This window comes from Microbulbifer maximicatervae (SeqCode) (genome assembly GCF_052467815.1).
Map to the genome: position 1 here is coordinate 673,124 of NZ_CP174326.1, position 16,449 is coordinate 689,572.

General features: G+C 48.7%; 16 protein-coding genes. 6 read left to right on the forward strand and 10 right to left on the reverse strand.

Features of this window, described 5'->3' with window-relative positions; translation table 11 throughout:
• Nucleotides 1-217: 217 nt before the first annotated feature.
• On the forward strand, nucleotides 218-850 hold the full coding sequence (locus ACJJIW_RS02840) for a 2OG-Fe dioxygenase family protein (RefSeq protein WP_444936652.1): 633 nt from the start codon (nucleotides 218-220) through the stop codon (nucleotides 848-850).
• A gap of 510 nt (nucleotides 851-1,360) precedes the next feature.
• Here the strand turns inward: ACJJIW_RS02840 and ACJJIW_RS02845 are convergent.
• The 3 genes from ACJJIW_RS02845 to ACJJIW_RS02855 all read right to left on the reverse strand — a co-directional run bounded on the left by ACJJIW_RS02845 (nucleotide 1,361) and on the right by ACJJIW_RS02855 (nucleotide 3,249).
• Nucleotides 1,361-2,119, reverse strand: coding sequence for a hypothetical protein (locus ACJJIW_RS02845; RefSeq protein WP_444936653.1), 759 nt, complete (start codon nucleotides 2,117-2,119; stop codon nucleotides 1,361-1,363).
• Nucleotides 2,120-2,153: 34 nt separating this feature from the next.
• Nucleotides 2,154-2,594 (reverse strand): YqaA family protein, encoded by a 441-nt coding sequence (locus ACJJIW_RS02850; protein ID WP_444936654.1) that lies wholly within the window; start codon nucleotides 2,592-2,594, stop codon nucleotides 2,154-2,156.
• Between the two features lie 181 nt (nucleotides 2,595-2,775).
• Nucleotides 2,776-3,249, reverse strand: coding sequence for a hypothetical protein (locus ACJJIW_RS02855; RefSeq protein ID WP_444936655.1), 474 nt, complete (start codon nucleotides 3,247-3,249; stop codon nucleotides 2,776-2,778).
• Between the two features lie 154 nt (nucleotides 3,250-3,403).
• On the opposite strand from ACJJIW_RS02855, the gene ACJJIW_RS02860 reads away from it, so the two are divergent.
• The gene (locus ACJJIW_RS02860) at nucleotides 3,404-3,589 is read left to right on the forward strand and encodes a CPXCG motif-containing cysteine-rich protein (RefSeq protein WP_444937344.1); all 186 of its coding nucleotides are present in this window, start codon (nucleotides 3,404-3,406) and stop codon (nucleotides 3,587-3,589) included.
• 21 nt (nucleotides 3,590-3,610) lie between these two features.
• Here ACJJIW_RS02860 and ACJJIW_RS02865 read toward each other — a convergent pair whose 3' ends face one another.
• From ACJJIW_RS02865 to ACJJIW_RS02875, 3 genes are read right to left on the reverse strand one after another with little or no spacing between them, the layout of a single operon-like run.
• Nucleotides 3,611-5,086 (reverse strand): cryptochrome/photolyase family protein, encoded by a 1,476-nt coding sequence (locus ACJJIW_RS02865; protein WP_444936656.1) that lies wholly within the window; start codon nucleotides 5,084-5,086, stop codon nucleotides 3,611-3,613.
• Nucleotides 5,083-6,033 carry a MerR family transcriptional regulator gene (locus ACJJIW_RS02870; RefSeq protein WP_444936657.1) on the reverse strand — a complete coding sequence of 317 codons (951 nt, stop codon included), beginning with the start codon at nucleotides 6,031-6,033 and terminating at the stop codon, nucleotides 5,083-5,085. Before ACJJIW_RS02870 ends, ACJJIW_RS02865 begins: the two co-directional genes overlap by 4 nt.
• Nucleotides 6,033-6,995: a YbgA family protein gene (locus ACJJIW_RS02875; RefSeq protein ID WP_108731802.1), complete on the reverse strand. Its 963-nt coding sequence runs from the start codon at nucleotides 6,993-6,995 to the stop codon at nucleotides 6,033-6,035. Before ACJJIW_RS02875 ends, ACJJIW_RS02870 begins: the two co-directional genes overlap by 1 nt.
• Nucleotides 6,996-7,236: 241 nt before the next feature.
• Here ACJJIW_RS02875 and ydiJ point away from each other — a divergent pair, with 241 nt between their 5' ends.
• From ydiJ to ACJJIW_RS02890, 3 genes are all read left to right on the forward strand, one after another.
• Entirely contained in the window at nucleotides 7,237-10,272 is a 3,036-nt protein-coding gene (gene ydiJ / locus ACJJIW_RS02880; RefSeq protein WP_444936658.1) for a D-2-hydroxyglutarate dehydrogenase YdiJ, read from the forward strand.
• A 74-nt stretch (nucleotides 10,273-10,346) separates the two neighbouring features.
• Complete coding sequence (locus ACJJIW_RS02885) at nucleotides 10,347-11,084, forward strand: tetratricopeptide repeat protein (RefSeq protein ID WP_444936659.1); 738 nt, start codon at nucleotides 10,347-10,349, stop codon at nucleotides 11,082-11,084.
• 506 nt (nucleotides 11,085-11,590) lie between these two features.
• A complete protein-coding gene (locus ACJJIW_RS02890) occupies nucleotides 11,591-11,995 on the forward strand; it encodes a 3D domain-containing protein (protein WP_238152122.1) in 405 nt (134 codons plus the stop codon).
• Between the two features lie 92 nt (nucleotides 11,996-12,087).
• Here ACJJIW_RS02890 and ACJJIW_RS02895 read toward each other — a convergent pair whose 3' ends face one another.
• Nucleotides 12,088-12,621, reverse strand: a complete 534-nt coding sequence (locus ACJJIW_RS02895; protein WP_444906410.1) for a hypothetical protein — start codon at nucleotides 12,619-12,621, stop codon at nucleotides 12,088-12,090.
• 203 nt (nucleotides 12,622-12,824) lie between these two features.
• Nucleotides 12,825-13,085, reverse strand: coding sequence for a hypothetical protein (locus ACJJIW_RS02900; protein WP_108731798.1), 261 nt, complete (start codon nucleotides 13,083-13,085; stop codon nucleotides 12,825-12,827).
• Between the two features lie 197 nt (nucleotides 13,086-13,282).
• Here ACJJIW_RS02900 and trhO point away from each other — a divergent pair, with 197 nt between their 5' ends.
• A complete protein-coding gene (gene trhO, locus ACJJIW_RS02905) occupies nucleotides 13,283-14,284 on the forward strand; it encodes an oxygen-dependent tRNA uridine(34) hydroxylase TrhO (RefSeq protein WP_444936660.1) in 1,002 nt (333 codons plus the stop codon).
• An 8-nt stretch (nucleotides 14,285-14,292) separates the two neighbouring features.
• Here the strand turns inward: trhO and ACJJIW_RS02910 are convergent, their stop codons facing one another.
• Both ACJJIW_RS02910 and apbC read right to left on the reverse strand, forming a co-directional pair.
• Nucleotides 14,293-14,685 carry a hypothetical protein gene (locus ACJJIW_RS02910; protein WP_282934259.1) on the reverse strand — a complete coding sequence of 131 codons (393 nt, stop codon included), beginning with the start codon at nucleotides 14,683-14,685 and terminating at the stop codon, nucleotides 14,293-14,295.
• A gap of 592 nt (nucleotides 14,686-15,277) precedes the next feature.
• Nucleotides 15,278-16,429, reverse strand: coding sequence for an iron-sulfur cluster carrier protein ApbC (apbC, locus tag ACJJIW_RS02915; protein ID WP_413664391.1), 1,152 nt, complete (start codon nucleotides 16,427-16,429; stop codon nucleotides 15,278-15,280).
• Nucleotides 16,430-16,449: the final 20 nt, after the last annotated feature.

Consider the following 16,449-nt stretch of genomic DNA (forward strand, 5'->3'; position numbering starts at 1 on the left):
AGCTACAAGATCTCGTTAGCCTTTAAATTACCTAACCCTCCTTACAATAAGTATTCAGTCTATTAAATCAGGAGGGAGGCCTAGTCATTAGCCTCCCTTCCCAGATTAATTTAATATCTTACAAACAAAAAACGGCGTTTAAAAATTTTGAAGAACAGTCATTCACATTAAAATCCTAATGTAAACCTCATCTTATTCGTATTATGAGGCAAGTCAGATGTTTCAGTTTACCCAAATTCGTAGACATATCCCTGAGGATCTTGAGGACAGCTTTGCTCGACTCCCAGCAGATGAATATTTAAAATCCCAATATTCATATCGTTATCGAACATATTGCTCAGGATTATATCGTGGCAACTCAATCGAATGGAACTCTAGTACCATTTTCATGCAAAGTAAAACGATTAACAAATACCTCGGGGATATAGAGCGTCACTACCCCGCACTGGAACCAAGTGCTAGAATATTTTCGCAGAGCATTGTAAGGCACCTAGTATCCAGCCAATATATACCGGCAAACGAGTATCAGGTCGGATGCCACCAGATAAGAGTTCGTGCTACAGATGAATTCAACGCTTATCCCACCCCTGAAGGTTTTCACCAAGATGGGTTTGACTATGTAGCGATTAATTGTATTAATAGGAATAATGTCAATGGAGGCGAGTCATTCATCAGCAGCTTGGATGAAAATGAAATTATATTTCATGGCACACTAACCCCAGGAAAAGCTTTAGTTTTGAACGACAGGTCACTCAAACACTACGTAAGCCCCATCACCCCTCTTTTTCCAGGGGAGGCTGTTAGAGATGTTGTGGTAATTACATTACACAGCAATACAATCAATATATAAAAATATGAAGTTTACCCAATCTAGATCACAGGGAGTTATTTTTAGATCCAAAAGACTGGCCATCCAAATAAGTCTACCTTTATCTCTATACCTAACACTAGCTTATATATTTAAAGCCCCCCAAGAAACGGAAATCCTAGAAATATATCTAGTAGGATTATGCTTAATCCCAGTGCTGACCACACTCTGGCTATTAATATTTAACTCAGGAAAAGGAAAGGTAGACGAGTATAGCCTTGAGTTCACGGATAGTCACATCATCTATAGATCACTCTATGGCAATATAATCATTCCAATGTCAGATAAACTTTCAATTAAAACACACGGCAAACCACCTAACTCCATTTCCATAACGGGACACAACCACTCAGACCATGTTGATTTAAACCTATTTTCATCACAACAGAGAAAATAAATTCTTAAACAATGTCATTTTCTAAAAAATAACTGTCAAGATTAACCTTAGATACCACCACCTTCACTGTCTAGAGCCATAACTGCATAAACTCATTAAGGCTCACACTTCTCAATTACAAGAAGTTGATTTTTATCATACAATCTGGAGTTAGCTCTCAGATGGTTAGCACACCCTATCAATTCACCTAGAGCATTAACAAAAACCCTTTTGACTTTTAGATTTACATTTTTATAGTCATCAACAGATTGGAAAGCCCCACTTTCAAAATCAACAAAAGCTCTCTTTAAGTCTGAACTTGAAATACTCTGGGCCATTCGTACCCCTGAGAGAGTTACAATATAGGTACCTTCATCATACTGGCCAATATATAGGGAGCTACATTTAATGGCCCCATTCTCTATATCGTAAAACCCCTCCTCCATATCTAAAAACTGTTTGTAATCACCAAGAATTACTTTAACTTCATTACAAATATTTTGTTCTATTAGAGGCAATAAATCTAATTCTTTCTTATCAACCCCTTGTGTAACAAGCCCATACTCAATTACTGAGCAAAACTTCGCAACCTCTTCTTTATAGATTAAAGACAGCTCTCCACCATCCCCCACTTGAATAGAAAAGGAGAAACTAAACTGATTTAGAAAATCCACTTTCGACAGGAGATGGGAGTTTCCTTGGAACGAGGTTAACCAGGTGCCAAATGCATTAGGATACTCAACCAAGTAGATACCCGGTTCCACTTCTGCCAAATCAAGTATAAAGCTACAATCGATTGGCTGCCGCTCTGAAGGAGAGCCTGACTTCATTTTAAATATATCTTTTCTTCGTACTTCAAATTTTTGTGAGAACACTCAAACAAATTCTCTTATTAACTTAATATCCGCATCAAGATGCTTGCAAGACCATATAGTAAACCACCAGATAGCGTAGACATTTACCCATGGCAACCAACAACAAAAACCAAACCAAGCGAATCCTTAGAATACCAGCCATTACAGTAAGGGGATCACCAATAATAGGCACCCAGGAAAAAAACAGGGAGAATACCCCATATTTTTTAAATCTCTGTTCAGCCTTTACAAACTCCTCTTCAGACATTCTCAACCATTTCTTGATCACGCCCAAACTGGCCCAATAGCCTAATGCATAATTGAGAAGAGAGCCCGCTACATTCCCAGTAGTGGCGACTACTATCAGGGCCCAAGGGGAGAGCCCTTGGAGTAATAGACCTGTCAATACAATTTCTGAACTTAGCGGCAGAATGGTCGCTGCCAGGAATGCTGATACGAAAAGCCCCAAAAATCCAAATTCAAGAAAGTACCCCATAATGACGACTCACGCCCAGCTAAACTCGGCATTCCTTCTATCTATATTTATAATTGTGCCACTATAATCGAAAAAGGAGGACTTCCCAATAAACCCCTTCATCAATGATGGGCGATACTAGCCACAAGCCTCTACTTTTTTATTCACCCTTGTTAACGCATTTTACCTTACCAAGACTAACTTAGCCCCAAGTACAGATCCTCTCACTTGAAGAAGGAATCAATGTCCACCCCATAATCCTCCAGCCACCTTCCAGTTTTGCTATCGACAAGATATTGCAGGCAGCTTTCCTACTCCTTTCTTTTGATTTGGATCGCTGAAAAACAACAAGCGATGTTGCTGAGCCATCTTCTGAAACATAAATTTTCTCTATATATAATCCGGAAAATGGATATGTCTCTAGATCCATAGTTTTACGCAGCTGACCGATAATTACGGGAATTAAATCTGGATGATTGGACAACCCCGGCTGCTCACCGATAAAAAATAAAGGGGATTGAGCAAAGTATTTCTTCAAACTACTTGGCGGAGATGAACTATTAAGTGTGCGGTAAAAACTTTTTATAAGATCAGATACTTCACTGCGCGAGCTTGCATACATTTCAGATGAAAAGACAATAAATACGACAACCAATAGCGTCTTAGCAGTTTTCATGGTTACCGCTTCCTATTTTGAGGAGTTTCTGAGTAACTCTGCAATTAGAGGGGACTGACTAAAGGTTGAAGTATAGTTATGCTATTAATTCGCATGGACTAAAGAAGGAAATCTGACAATCACCAGACGGAGCTATCCTGTGCCAGAGGTAATAGTGGAGAGAAGTATTTACTGCCCTTATTGTGGTGAAATCATAAAAATACTGGTTGATTCATCAGTTTTGCCTCAACAGTACACTGAGGACTGCCAAGTTTGCTGTAGGCCTGTCGTTTTCTCTGTGGAACTCGATTTAAATGGCGAGCTATCTATCGTGGCTCATACTGAGGATGAAGCGTTCTAAATCGCATTGTCGCACTCAAATTCACTTCAAATTGGCAAAAACTTCAATCGCTCGCTTCCGTCCACCCCCCACATCGCAAATCACTTGAGGATAGCCTTGAGTCGGCGGTGGATCGTGTATGGCTTTGTCGCTCAGCTCCTTTAGCTCAGGTATAAACTTGCGGATAAAATCTCCATTGGGATCAAAACGTTGCGACTGACTATAAGGATTAAATACACGAAAATAGGGTGCAGCATCAGTACCCGTGGAGGCAGTCCACTGCCAGCCCCCATTGTTGGAAGCAAAGTCTGCATCAATTAAGCGCTGCATAAAGTAGCGCTCACCCCAGCGCCAATCTATCAGCATATTTTTACTGAGAAATGAAGCTACTATCATACGCAATCGATTATGCATCCAGGCAGTCTCATTTAACTGTCGCATCGCTGCATCAACTATCGGAACCCCAGTCTCCCCCAAAGTCCAACGCTCAAACTGATCCTTATTGTAGGACCAGGGGATTTGGTCAGTTTCCTGCTTGAATGGCCTCCCTTTACTCAGACGGGGAAAGTCCACCAACAAATGGGTATAAAACTCCCGCCAGATTAATTCGCTAATCCAACAGGCCGCCCCATCATCTCCACCCAGCCAACGCCCCTCATTCATATCCAACGCCATTGCTATACATTGGCGAATCGAAACAGCACCACTATTTAGGTAGGGGGATAAGCAGGAAGTACTATCAAGTGCTGGAAAGTCTCTCTCTGCCTGATAAGCAGATATTTTTCCACCGAACTTCTTGAGCCGTTTCAGTGCCGCCTTTTCTCCTGCTTGCCAACCTTTAATCAGGCCTGCATCGTCGATCTTATCTATCGAGTATGTCGACAGTTGCGTTGGAATCTTTTGGCTCAATTTCTGCCCTTCAGATAAAGAAAGCCACTTTGGCCAATGTGCTTCATTTTCCCGGGTAGAAATTTTCCGAGGCTTAGGCAAGGTTTTTACTTCACTATCGGCACACAATTGAATCAGAGCACGCTTGAAGGGGGTAAACACCTTGTAGGGTTCCCCTCCGCCGGTTCTTACTGCTCCCGGTGGAAGCAGGGTGCGGTCACTATAGAATTGAACCTGGACCCCCTCATTTGTCAGTAAATCTTTTACTGCATTATCACGGCGCAACTCATTGAGTGGATATTCAGCATTCGCATAGAGAGCATTGATATTCAGGCGCTCAACTATTTGCTGAAGAACCCCTGGAACCTGAGCAAAAGTAGGAACTTCAACGAAGTAGAGCGGTATATTGCGCTCCTCTAATCCATCTTGTAATTCACGCAAACAGGCGATACGAAAAGTCACCAGCGGATTGCCTTCATCCTGGCTCTGCCAGGTATCCGGACAGGCAATAAATACAGCAGCCACCTCCTTACATTGCACACTGGCTTGGTAAAGTGCTGAATTATCATTGAGGCGTAAGTCACTGCGTAGCCATACCAGGCCACGCGGCAAAGTCACTGGGCGACTCATAGCTTTAAAGACTCCCGCAATTGTGTAACTGCACTCTCTGTATTTCCGGCAAGTACTTTTGTTAAAGGGAGTCGGTTCAGTTCAGTCAAAGCCAAACGCTGCACCTCAATAAAATCACCCGCAAGCCACAGAGGATCCGTCATCCCCTGAACAGCACTTGGTAGCTCACGTTCAAGAATATTTTTGGGCAGAGCCTTGTGGCTATAGCAAAGCACTCCCTGAGCACTCAGTTTTTTGACTGTACTTCCCAGCTCCAATAATCCCGCAGGATAAGCCAGGGTAACGACCTCTATTCCTGCGGCAAGGAGTACCGCAATAAACATCTGTATAAATGCCTGTTGGCCCTGAACGCCAATGTCCAGTAAAAGAATACGGGGCTTCGCCTGGGACTTGTCTTTGTCCAGGTTTTTCCTGGCAATACCATTAGCCAGGAGTAGCTGTTCATTTAACAGAGGCCAGAAAAATGTCTGTGCTCCATGGGCTTCAGGTAGGCGAAACCGCTCAAGCCGCACATGCAAAGGTTTTAACCAGTGCTCCAATAGCAAAGCGGCAGGGAATGAGGAAAACCACTGATCGAGACGGCGGCGCAGCTGGGGTTCTGCAAAGTCTCTGAGAAGACTGGAGGTTTCATCCAGCATCGCCTGCCAATTGTTTTTTCCATCGCCTGTAGTCGCTGGCAACCCCAATTTGTCCTGCTCTCTCGCTAACAAGTTTCGCACTTGACCAATGGAAACGCCCCTGGCGAGGCATTGCAGGACCTTTTCAATCTGCTCGACTTCCTCTTCACTATAAAGGCGATGCCCTTTGCTGGTGCGCATGGGTTTTAGTAAACCATAGCGGCGCTCCCAGGCCCGTAAGGTCACGGGGTGCACCCCGGTCCTCCGAGCTATCTCACGAATCGGAAAATAGTTTTTTTCAACAACTTCTGGGTCGGACATGACGCTCATTATCGAAATTCACATAAACCTAATTCAGCCGGCTCGGCAGCGAGCAAGACCTGGCTGTGGATAAAGTGGTGTGGGCTTCTCGGCAAGTAATGACGGAGCATAGTAAGCACCGCCGAAATCGGTTTATGCCCTTGCCGGTACTCCTCGATAAGCTGGGCTAATTCAGCCCGCTCTTCCCGGCTTAAATAGCCCTTTAAATGCCCCTGGCTGTGCATCAGTGCATTGGTTCGATCCTTGCGCGATGCATGTTGGGAGAGAATATCCATAATCCGCCCACGAATTTCATAAGCGAACTCTTCGGGGGTCACCGCACGAGAGTTGGAAACAAACTGACCTAAGGCACGGGTCAGAGGCTGGCTATGGGCTAGCAAGAGGTACTTATAAGCGGTGTAAAACTCAATAACTTTAGCGGGTCGAGGATCCGGCGATACATAGCGATGCCAGGCATCGTAAGCAAATACTCGGGTTAAAAAGTTCTCGCGAATATCGCTGGCATTCAGTCGCCCTACTTCCTCCATAGGGAGGTGGGGGAAATTCTCTCTCACACGCGCAGCAAATAGACCTGCCGAATGCGCCAGTACACCGCGACCATCTTCTTTGTAATGGGGGGTAGTACGCACACCGCAGCTGGGAGACTTTTGCATCAGGATAAAACCGCGCAACTGCTCGACCTCCGGACTTATCTCGTCTGCGTAAGCTTCAAGGTCCTCTGTCACATCGATATTGGTGTCATCGCGCCCAACTGCGCGCAGGCGATCACTGACAATCAGGTGAATTGGCGGGCGGGGCACTCCCAAGCCTATTGCCACTTCCGGGCAGTAAGCTTGCAGATCAAAGCAATTACCCAGCAGCTGAGTGCAGACTTTGCTGTGCTTATGGCTACCGTTATATCGAACTGGATCACCCACGGCACAGCGGCTGATACCAACGGGAATCTTATGCGGCAGGAATTGAATATTCATAGTCACAAGGTGAGCAGGTAATGGCCTACCTTTTTTATAGCCTGCCACTAAAACTTATACAAGCTCTACCTTTGTATAAGTTTTGAAAATCTCCTGCAAGGTCGCCGTGGCTTGCGCAAATGCAAACCAAAGCTACAATGCAAAGCCGCGTTCATTCCGAGATTTAGCGCTGCGCGCACTATTATCGCCAGTCCCCGGTCTGCGATGCGGCCCACACCTCCCGGAAAGTACGGATTAGCTCATGATTCCAGCATTGCGCGAAGTCGACGAGGTTCAGGCGCTCTATTTGCAGTTCTTGCAGGAACTGAAGGACGCAGGTTTCCGTGGCGATACCACCCCCAGTTATGCCAGCCGCACGGTTCTGGCTACCGATAATTCGATATACCAGGTCCTCCCTCAGGCTGTTGTCTATCCCCGCGACAATCGCGACTTGCAGCTGCTCGCCGAGCTGGCTGACAGGGAGGAGTTTCACTCGGTAGTGCTATCCCCCCGTGGCGGTGGTACCGGCACAAACGGCCAGTCCCTGACCGATGGACTGGTTGTGGATATCTCCCGCCATATGAACCAGATCCTCGAAATCAATGTTGAGAAGCGCTGGGTCCGGGTACAGGCCGGTGTGGTCAAAGATCAACTGAATGCAGCACTCAAACCCCACGGCCTCTTTTTTGCTCCGGAGCTTTCCACCAGTAACCGAGCCACCATTGGCGGCATGATCAATACCGATGCCTCGGGCCAGGGTTCATGTGTCTACGGCAAAACCCGCGATCACGTGCTGGAGTTACACACCGTATTATTGGGCGGTGAGGTTTGGCACTCGGCCCCGATCGACGATGAGGAGCTGGCACAAGTTAGTGTCGGGGATAAACGCTCTGCGCAGGTTCACCAAGTCTGTGATTCTATCGCGCGTACAAAAGCAGAATTAATCACAGCAAAGTTTCCCAAGCTGAACCGCTGCCTCACCGGCTACGACCTGGCTCATATTCGCGACGACAAAGGCTTTAACCTCAATAGTGTTCTCTGTGGCTCAGAGGGAACCCTGGGTTTTATCGCCGAGGCAAAACTCAACCTGTTGCCAATTCCCAAATGTGTCGCCCTAGTCAATTTGAAGTACGACCATTTTCAAGAGGCGCTACGCGACGCCAAAGACCTGATGCTGGCCGGTCCCATGTCTATCGAGACAGTGGACAGCAAAGTGTTGCAGCTGGCGATGGAAGATATCGTCTGGCACAGCGTCAGTGAATTTTTCCCAGCGGACGATCGCCCGGTCAAGGGCATTAATTTAGTCGAGTACGCCGCCGATAGCGAAGAGGAATTGGAGCAGGCACTAGCCCAATTTACCGCTCATATTGATGAAGCTATTGGCCAAGCAGGTAAAAGTTTCGGTTATTCCATTGCCCGAGGCCACGCCGAGGTCAATCGAATCTGGGCCATGCGCAAACGGGCCGTGGGCTTACTGGGAAATGCCCAGGGAGAAAAACGCCCAATTCCATTTGTCGAGGACACGGCAGTACCACCGGAAAACCTGGCGGATTTTATCGCTGAGTTCCGCACGGTATTGGATGAGGCCAATCTCGACTACGGTATGTTTGGCCATGTCGATGCGGGCGTGCTGCACGTGCGTCCGGCAATTGATATGAAAGACCCCCGGCAAGCCGCACAAATTCGTCCGATCACCGATCAGGTGGTCGCCCTCACACAGAAATATAAGGGCCTTTTGTGGGGGGAGCATGGGAAAGGTGTCAGGTCTGAATACGCACCGGAATTTTTTGGCGAGCTCTATCCTGAGCTGCAAAAAATCAAAGCCGCCTTCGATCCTCGCAACCAACTCAATCCGGGGAAAATAGCTACCCCCAGTGATGACAGCCAGCTGCTGAAAATCGATGAGGTATCCACCCGAGGTGAGCGGGACCGGCAAATTCCCGCCCAAGTCTGGGAGGGCTATGAGGAAGGTGTACACTGCAACGGCAATGGCGCCTGTTTTAACTGGAACCCCGACGATGCCATGTGCCCTTCCTACAAGGCCACTCGCGACCGTATTCACTCTCCCAAGGGGCGCGCCTCTTTAATGCGCGAATGGCTGCGATTGCTCAGTGAAAAAAATGTCGATGCGGTCTCCAGTGCCCAGCGCCTGCGGGAGCGCTCCTTTTTTGTCGGACTCCCCAAGCGCATTATCAATTCCCTGGCAAAAACCCGTGGCGAGTACGATTTCAATCACGAAGTTAACGAGGCGATGCAAGGCTGTCTGGCGTGTAAATCCTGTGTAGGGCAGTGCCCGATAAAAGTGGATGTGCCGGAGTTTCGCAGCAAATTCCTCGAACTCTACTACAGCCGCTATTTGCGTCCGCTAAAAGATTACGCCGTCGGTGGGCTGGAATTCCTGATGCCACACCTGGCCAAGCTACCTCAGTTATACAACTGGCCACTAAAACTCAAGCCAGTTTCCTTCCTGATGGAGCGCCTGTTCGGCATGGTGGACAGCCCACTGTTATCGGAAAAAACCTTGAAAGCGACTATGGCGGAGCTGGGTGTGCCTGTCGCCAGTGCCGCCTGCCTGGAGTCCTTGGGCCCGGCACAGCGCAGTCGCGCAGTGGTGATAGTGCAGGATGCTTTTACCAGTTATTTTGATGCCCAAGTGGTTGCCGACATTGTGCGCTTGCTAAAGCAGCTCGATTTTGTCCCCATGCTGGCGCCCTACCGCGCCAACGGTAAACCCCTGCATGTCCACGGTTTCCTGCGCCAGTTCCAGAGGGTCGCTGAATTAAACAGCCAGATGCTTAACGACCTCGCCGCCAGCGGTATTCCCCTTGTGGGCATCGACCCCTCAATGACCCTGACTTATCGCTCCGAGTATAAAAAGCTGATGGGCGATGAGGCACCCAAGGTCCACTTGTTACAGGAATGGCTGGCTTCCCAGCGGGAGCACCTGGAACAACAGCGCCACCGCATAGCGCCCGCCAACTTCCAGCTTCTGCCCCATTGCAGTGAACAAACCAATGCCACCGCCTCGGTGAAAGACTGGCAAAATGTTTTCACTGCCCTGGGCCTGGAACTCGCTACCGAGAGCCTCGGCTGCTGCGGTATGGCCGGTACCTATGGCCACGAAGCAGATCACAAAGAGACCTCACGAGTCATTTTCCAGCAATCCTGGGCGCCCCGATTGAACAGTGGCGAAAACCAGTTGGCCACCGGCTATTCCTGTCGTTGCCAGGCCAGTCGCTTTGCAGGCGTATCCTTGCGCCATCCGCTACAGGGGCTACTGGCACAACTGGATAAATAGGCATTTACTGACGTAAGAGGCCCATATCTCCGGGTCTCTTACCGTCCACCCAAAGTAGCCTGCGGGAAGTGCCTATGCACAAACATCTCTCAAACCTGCTCATGCTGTTTTATGCACTGCTTGGCATCGCCGTATTGCTAGCAGCAATATCCATAAGCTCAAACTCCGGGAAAAAACAATTAGGGCACCATCTATCCCAGGCCCAACACTCCCTGGCATTGGTTACTGAGGCTGAAACCTACGCCCGCACGGGCAACTACGCCGACGCACTGCCACTTTACGAAAAGGCCATCTCCTCACTATCTGACTATCCGGATCAACAACAGGCCCTGCGCTACCGCTACGGCATTGTGCTCAATGCATTTAGCGCCCAAGCGCGACCTGACCTCTACCCCCTTGCCCGCGCACAGTTCGAATCGGTCCTCAATTACCTGGATGAGGGCGCGGTGCTACCGCAGTCCACCGCGAGAGTGCGGTCAGCCATGGCACACACTTACCATCAGCAAGCAGCAACGGAGAAGGAGCACACTCAGCGAGCTCATCTTCTACGCTCGGCTTACCTTCTATATAAGAGTGCAATCCAAGGCCTGCGCGAACAGGCGGAATGGCAGAACCTTGCCATCACCTATTTCAACCTGGGGCAAGTCTGTGAATGGCAGGGAAACCTGGAGGAAGCCATCATCTGGTTGGAAAAAACGGTGAAGCTGGACATGCAGCACAAGCTGCCGGACCTCCAGGAAGACAGTGACTACTTATCCGCATTGCGCAGCCAGGTGGAACCGATACTGGAAAACCCCGAAACCGCGCTGTAAGTACTGGGGATTCCCTGCACTTTTTAATGTGACGCACCGGTTTTTCCGCTAAAACCTGCTGTTTTTTGTCATATCAGCAATATATGGAGAATAAGTCACAAATAATTTATAAGGAATTTTTTACTGTTCCAGTCATGCTAAGCAATGCCCTCCACCACTCCTAGCACGACTCTTTAGAATGACATCGCTGTCACGCAATTTTTCTCTTTTGAAACCATTTACCAAGGAGCTGGGTTCTACCCGGCCATTTCCTTCTGTACAAAATATATACATTGCAATTTTATTGCTCTTTATATCTGAAAATTAAGCCATTTTTTTATTTTCTGTAAATAACCCGCCAATTCATACGGCTTTTTCTCGCTTTGCAGGAAAAAGTTGATACCTCAGGAATCGCCGGTAATATAGCCAGCGTTGATTAAATATTGATCAACGATTTCCAAACAAACTTGGAAATTTCACAAGCAGCCCTTGGCTTGTGACCATTTATGACCTGGAGGTAATGGGACATGATGAAACAGACTCTGCGAAATACTGCCTTTTTTATTGCTGCCTTGCTCGCTATCGGTGTAAGCGTTAATGCCTCAGCAGCACTTAAGAAAACCATGATTGTTGACGCAACTGCTTACAACTCTGTACCCGGACAAACTGACAGTGATCCCTGGGTAGCAGCTTGGAACAACCGCCTGCGCCCCGGTGACAAAATTATCGCCGTATCCCGTGACCTGGAAAAACACGGTCTGACTAACGGCGCCAAAGTTAAAATTGAAGGTCTGCCTGGCACCTATACCGTGCGCGACCGTATGAACAAGCGTTTTACTAACCGAATCGATGTTTGGATGGAGAAAGACATTAAGAAAGCCCGCGCCTGGGGCAAGAAAAAACTGAAGATTGTTTTTGAACCCGTAAAGTAATTAGACCTAATTTCAACAGAGCTTGTGACCCCGCCCTCCAGCGGGGTTTTTTTATTGTTAAAAGAAATTATATCTAATCCAGAAAAAAGCAATCAGGGTTCCATCTCCATTAAAAACCCTTCTAGCTCTATACAATTTGAATTTCCGATATAAAACAGGCTCGGCTGCTGGTTCTCGGTATAGCGATGTTTTAATCCATCCTCGCCAATTAATATTAAGTATTCTGATTTTACCCAGCGCTCACCCTCCCTGTATTCCGTTAGCCATAAAAGCGATGGCTGCCCCTCGTGACAGAGCCCATAAAACATGCGGGTTTTTTCCACCAGTTTCTTGGTCATGTAATCTAGATAGCGGCCGGGATAGGTATAGCGATCAGCCTCAATACCAATTTTCTCTGGGTTTATCCCCATATTGGCGCGGCCAACTCTCTGTATATAAATTGCCAGGTTCTCGTCGCAATCGAGACAATGGCGCCCGGCAACGATGGCATAGCCACTCAATTCGGAGATAAGTCGGGCTTCTTTCAGGTCAGTGGTGAGCAGCTGTCGATTGGAAAGGCGGATGCTCTCTGCGGATACCAGTGGACTTAATACAGTCACCAGCAGAATAAGGTAGCGCAGGTTCATGGGGAGGGTAACCGCAGGTTAGGTAGTACCGCCGGAGACCTGGATTCCACCATTGTCTCGCGGCGGCACTGTGATTGGGTGTGCTGTTACACAGTCGCGATTCCCTTCTCACATTAACCATAGCAGTTTGAACAAATGTCAGCCGACTTTTGCCACAACTCCCGCTGGGAATTGCCAGTCAGCCGATTCATTCTGAAGAGGGCTTACCAGCTGCCATCAGCTTCCTGAACTGGCCCAACAAAGGTAGCGATCCCCTCCTCTTTAAGAGCATCGAGCGCTTCATCCAGCGCTTCCCGCTCAGTCTCAAACGCGTCTTCCCAAACGGTTGAGTTGTTGTGTTCATCGACGATTTCAAGCAGCCAGCCGCCCTCACCATCTTCATAAATATCGATCTGGACGGAAACCTCGCCCTCCCGATAGATCTGGCTCAACTCCGATTCTTTCGGTGCAAACTCTTCGCCCATGGGATTCGCCTCGCTGTGACCTTGAAATTTCGGCCAGAACTTTGACAACTTGCGGCCCGACGGTCAACTACAAATCCCTTTTCTTGCAGATGCGGACCGCCTGCTTACTGTACGACAAGCTCCTTTTTTTGCGATAAAATGCGCGGCGATTTTTTCTGCTCCGGATTTGCGATCCGGCCCGCAACTGAGGAAGTACCATGAACCAATTTGTTGTCTGTGCACTGTATAAGTTCGTTACCCTTGAGAACTTTGAAACGCTTCGCGCCCCACTGCTGGAGGTGATGCAAGAAAACAGTGTTCGCGGCACCCTGCTGTTGGCCCAAGAGGGCATCAATGGCACTGTAGCCGGCTCCCGCGAAGGTATCGACGCGGTATTAGCCCATTTGAAGTCAGACGAGCGCCTCGCCAACCTGGACTACAAAGAGTCCATCACCCAGGCAATGCCCTTCCTGCGCAGTAAAGTGAAGCTAAAGAAAGAAATTGTCACCATGGGTGTAGAGGGCATTGATCCACTGCGCACCGTCGGCACCTATGTCAAACCCAAAGACTGGAATGCCCTGATCAGCGACCCAGAGGTTGTTGTCGTCGATACCCGCAATGACTATGAATTCCAGGTCGGTACTTTCAAGAATTCCATCAACCCGGAAACTGAGACTTTCCGCGAGTTCCCGCAGTATGTAAAAGAGAATATGGACCCGGCCAAGCACAAGAAGGTCGCCATGTTCTGCACCGGCGGTATCCGCTGCGAGAAGTCCACAGCTTATATGAAAGAACAGGGCTTTGAAGAGGTATATCACCTCCACGGCGGTATTTTGAAATACCTGGAAGAAGTCCCAGCAGAAGAATCCCTGTGGGAAGGCGAGTGCTTTGTTTTCGATGAGCGGGTGACAGTCAACCACAACCTGGAACGCGGTAAATATGATCAATGCAATGCATGCCGCATGCCCATCACTGAGGAAGACCAGCAATCTCCCCTGTTCGAGCAGGGTGTAAGCTGCCCGCACTGCCACGACAAGGTGCCTGAAGCCGACCGAGCCCGTTTCCGCGAGCGCGAAAAGCAAATTCAGCTAGCCAAACAGCGCGGTGAAGTACACATTGGCCAGGACGCCCGCGCGCAAACCGTCTCCCGCCGCGAGCAAAAGAGAGAGGAGCGCCGCCGCCAGGCTGAAGCCCAACAGGCGCGCAACCAGCAGGACTAACTCCTCCCCTAGAGAGCAAGAGGCTGAGGTACGACCTTTATCTGGGCTAGCCAGGCCTCGGCCTCGGCCTCCACAACGAACTCCCTAGAACTGAGCCTGCACAGGCAGGAGCCATGGCTGGGCAGCGGACAGGTCCAGCGCCCTCGCGGATGTAACACCGCGATAAATGCCCGTCGCAGCACAGGGTTCTCAGCAATAAAGTGAATAAACTTCTGGTGCTCCTCCAGTGTGGTTTTGCTGCGCGCATAACGCAGGTCGAGTAGTACACGTAAGGGTTTTCGGTGGCGATACTTTTCCACCAGTAGTGCAATGGCTTCTATTTTGTCCTTATATCCCACCGGACCAAAAAAAAGCACACGCGCTATTCCACCCGCCGGCCGATAGCTAATATGAAAATTCATTGATAACAGCACCCGTGCGCTTGTCTTTTTTATTTTTATCGACTACAGCTTCCGCAATGCCTCTTTTTATTGTCTTACCTGTACTGAAAACGCGAAATAAGGCAGACTTTTTTCTCGTACACTCCTGATATTTACTTCTACCTCAACGGCAATCCAACATCCGTATAAAGGGTTTGACGTTTGTCGGCGAAAATACTGCACCTGTAAACCCGTTTTAATACCCTCAGCCCCAAATACATTTAATAAGCGACAAAAAACCTGCAAATACTGCCACCTAAAAATCATAAGCGGTCTATATCGCAAAAAAATATCGGCTTTATGATTTTTAAAACAATAAGTAACTAGTACGATCAAAATACCCCTGTTTTTTACCAGGTAATTCTGTGAAATATTTTGAAAATTCTAATTTACCCAGGGCGCGACAGAAGTGGGCTATCGCTAAAAGGAAATCTGTACCATAAAACAAGGAACAAACTAGTACGGCTTACTTCAATGAGGGACACCGGGCTGCATCAATATAGAAATATTGGAGCCCGGTAAAAACAGAAAAACAAAGAAAATTATTTCTTTGTGATCAATATCGCGAATGGGTTCAACTTATTTCGATTTCCGGCATATCGCTGTCATCACTGCTGTTTAACCAGATCTGGGCAGCAGCCTTGCGGGCAATTTCGCAATAAAAACCAGCAATTTCACTATCTGGATCGGAAATAACACTGGGCTGTCCGCTATCCACATCGGCGCGGATTTTCTGTGCCAGCGGAAGCTCTCCCAGTAAATGGGTATCGTACTCTGCAGCGATTCGCTCACCGCCACCGGTACCGAAAATTGGCTCGCTGTGACCACACTTGGAACAAGTATGCAGCGCCATATTTTCCACAATACCCAGCACAGGTACCGATACCTTGCGGAACATCTCCACGCCCTTAATGGCATCTTTTAGTGCCAGGTCTTGAGGGGTAGTTACAATTACCGCACCGGCCAATGTAGTTTTCTGTGCCAGCGTCAATTGAATATCCCCGGTACCCGGGGGCATATCCACAACCAGGTAATCAAGCCCATCCCGACTTTCCCCCCACAGGGTTTGACTGAGAATCTGGTTGAGCGCGCCGCTGGCCATAGGCCCGCGCCATACCGCTGGGGTCTCCTCGGTCATCAGGTACCCCAGAGACATTGTCTCTATTCCGTGAGCCTCTACCGGCACAAAGAATTTCTGTTCTTTCACATGCGGGCGCTGGTCTTCAGTTCCCAGCATGGTGGGCAGGCTCGGGCCGTAGATATCAGCATCCAACAAACCAACCCGGGCACCTTCCGCCGCCAGGGCCAGGGCCAGATTGACAGCAGTCGTGGACTTGCCAACCCCGCCTTTGCCCGACGCCACAGCAACAATGTTTTTTACCTTCGCCAGAGTTTCCGGCGCCCCGGAAGTCGGCGTAGCGGGAATATCGCTGAACAGCTCAAACTGCAACTTGGAGCCTTTGAGGGGCCCGGCTTTCAACAGCGGCTGACAGCTCTCCTCCACCCGCTGGTGCCAATCTGCCTCCTGGCTCGCACACGGATATCCCAGGGTAATCCCGGCGAAAACAGTTTCGTCCTCATACCCAACTTCAATTTCTGCGTCCAAATCATCCAGCGGCAAGCCACTGGCAGGATCATGCAACTGGCCGAGGCACTCCGCCAGTCGCTCCAGTTCAGCCTGAACTTCCTGTGACAGCTCGTCATGATCGTGATGATGATCGCTCACGGTATCTCCCTCTCAGCGCT

Excerpts from the sequence above, each read along its gene's own strand:
- ACJJIW_RS02850 (WP_444936654.1), bottom strand. The coding sequence starts at position 2,594 with ATGGGGTACTTTCTTGAATTTGGATTTTTGGGGCTTTTCGTATCAGCA.
- ACJJIW_RS02900 (WP_108731798.1), bottom strand. The coding sequence starts at position 13,085 with ATGGGCGAAGAGTTTGCACCGAAAGAATCGGAGTTGAGCCAGATCTAT.
- ACJJIW_RS02855 (WP_444936655.1), bottom strand. The coding sequence starts at position 3,249 with ATGAAAACTGCTAAGACGCTATTGGTTGTCGTATTTATTGTCTTTTCA.
- ACJJIW_RS02890 (WP_238152122.1), top strand. The coding sequence starts at position 11,591 with ATGATGAAACAGACTCTGCGAAATACTGCCTTTTTTATTGCTGCCTTG.
- ACJJIW_RS02870 (WP_444936657.1), bottom strand. The coding sequence starts at position 6,033 with ATGAGCGTCATGTCCGACCCAGAAGTTGTTGAAAAAAACTATTTTCCG.
- trhO (WP_444936660.1), top strand. The coding sequence starts at position 13,283 with ATGAACCAATTTGTTGTCTGTGCACTGTATAAGTTCGTTACCCTTGAG.
- ACJJIW_RS02910 (WP_282934259.1), bottom strand. The coding sequence starts at position 14,685 with ATGAATTTTCATATTAGCTATCGGCCGGCGGGTGGAATAGCGCGTGTG.
- ydiJ (WP_444936658.1), top strand. The coding sequence starts at position 7,237 with ATGATTCCAGCATTGCGCGAAGTCGACGAGGTTCAGGCGCTCTATTTG.
- ACJJIW_RS02875 (WP_108731802.1), bottom strand. The coding sequence starts at position 6,995 with ATGAATATTCAATTCCTGCCGCATAAGATTCCCGTTGGTATCAGCCGC.
- ACJJIW_RS02865 (WP_444936656.1), bottom strand. The coding sequence starts at position 5,086 with ATGAGTCGCCCAGTGACTTTGCCGCGTGGCCTGGTATGGCTACGCAGT.
- ACJJIW_RS02895 (WP_444906410.1), bottom strand. The coding sequence starts at position 12,621 with ATGAACCTGCGCTACCTTATTCTGCTGGTGACTGTATTAAGTCCACTG.
- ACJJIW_RS02840 (WP_444936652.1), top strand. The coding sequence starts at position 218 with ATGTTTCAGTTTACCCAAATTCGTAGACATATCCCTGAGGATCTTGAG.
- ACJJIW_RS02885 (WP_444936659.1), top strand. The coding sequence starts at position 10,347 with ATGCACAAACATCTCTCAAACCTGCTCATGCTGTTTTATGCACTGCTT.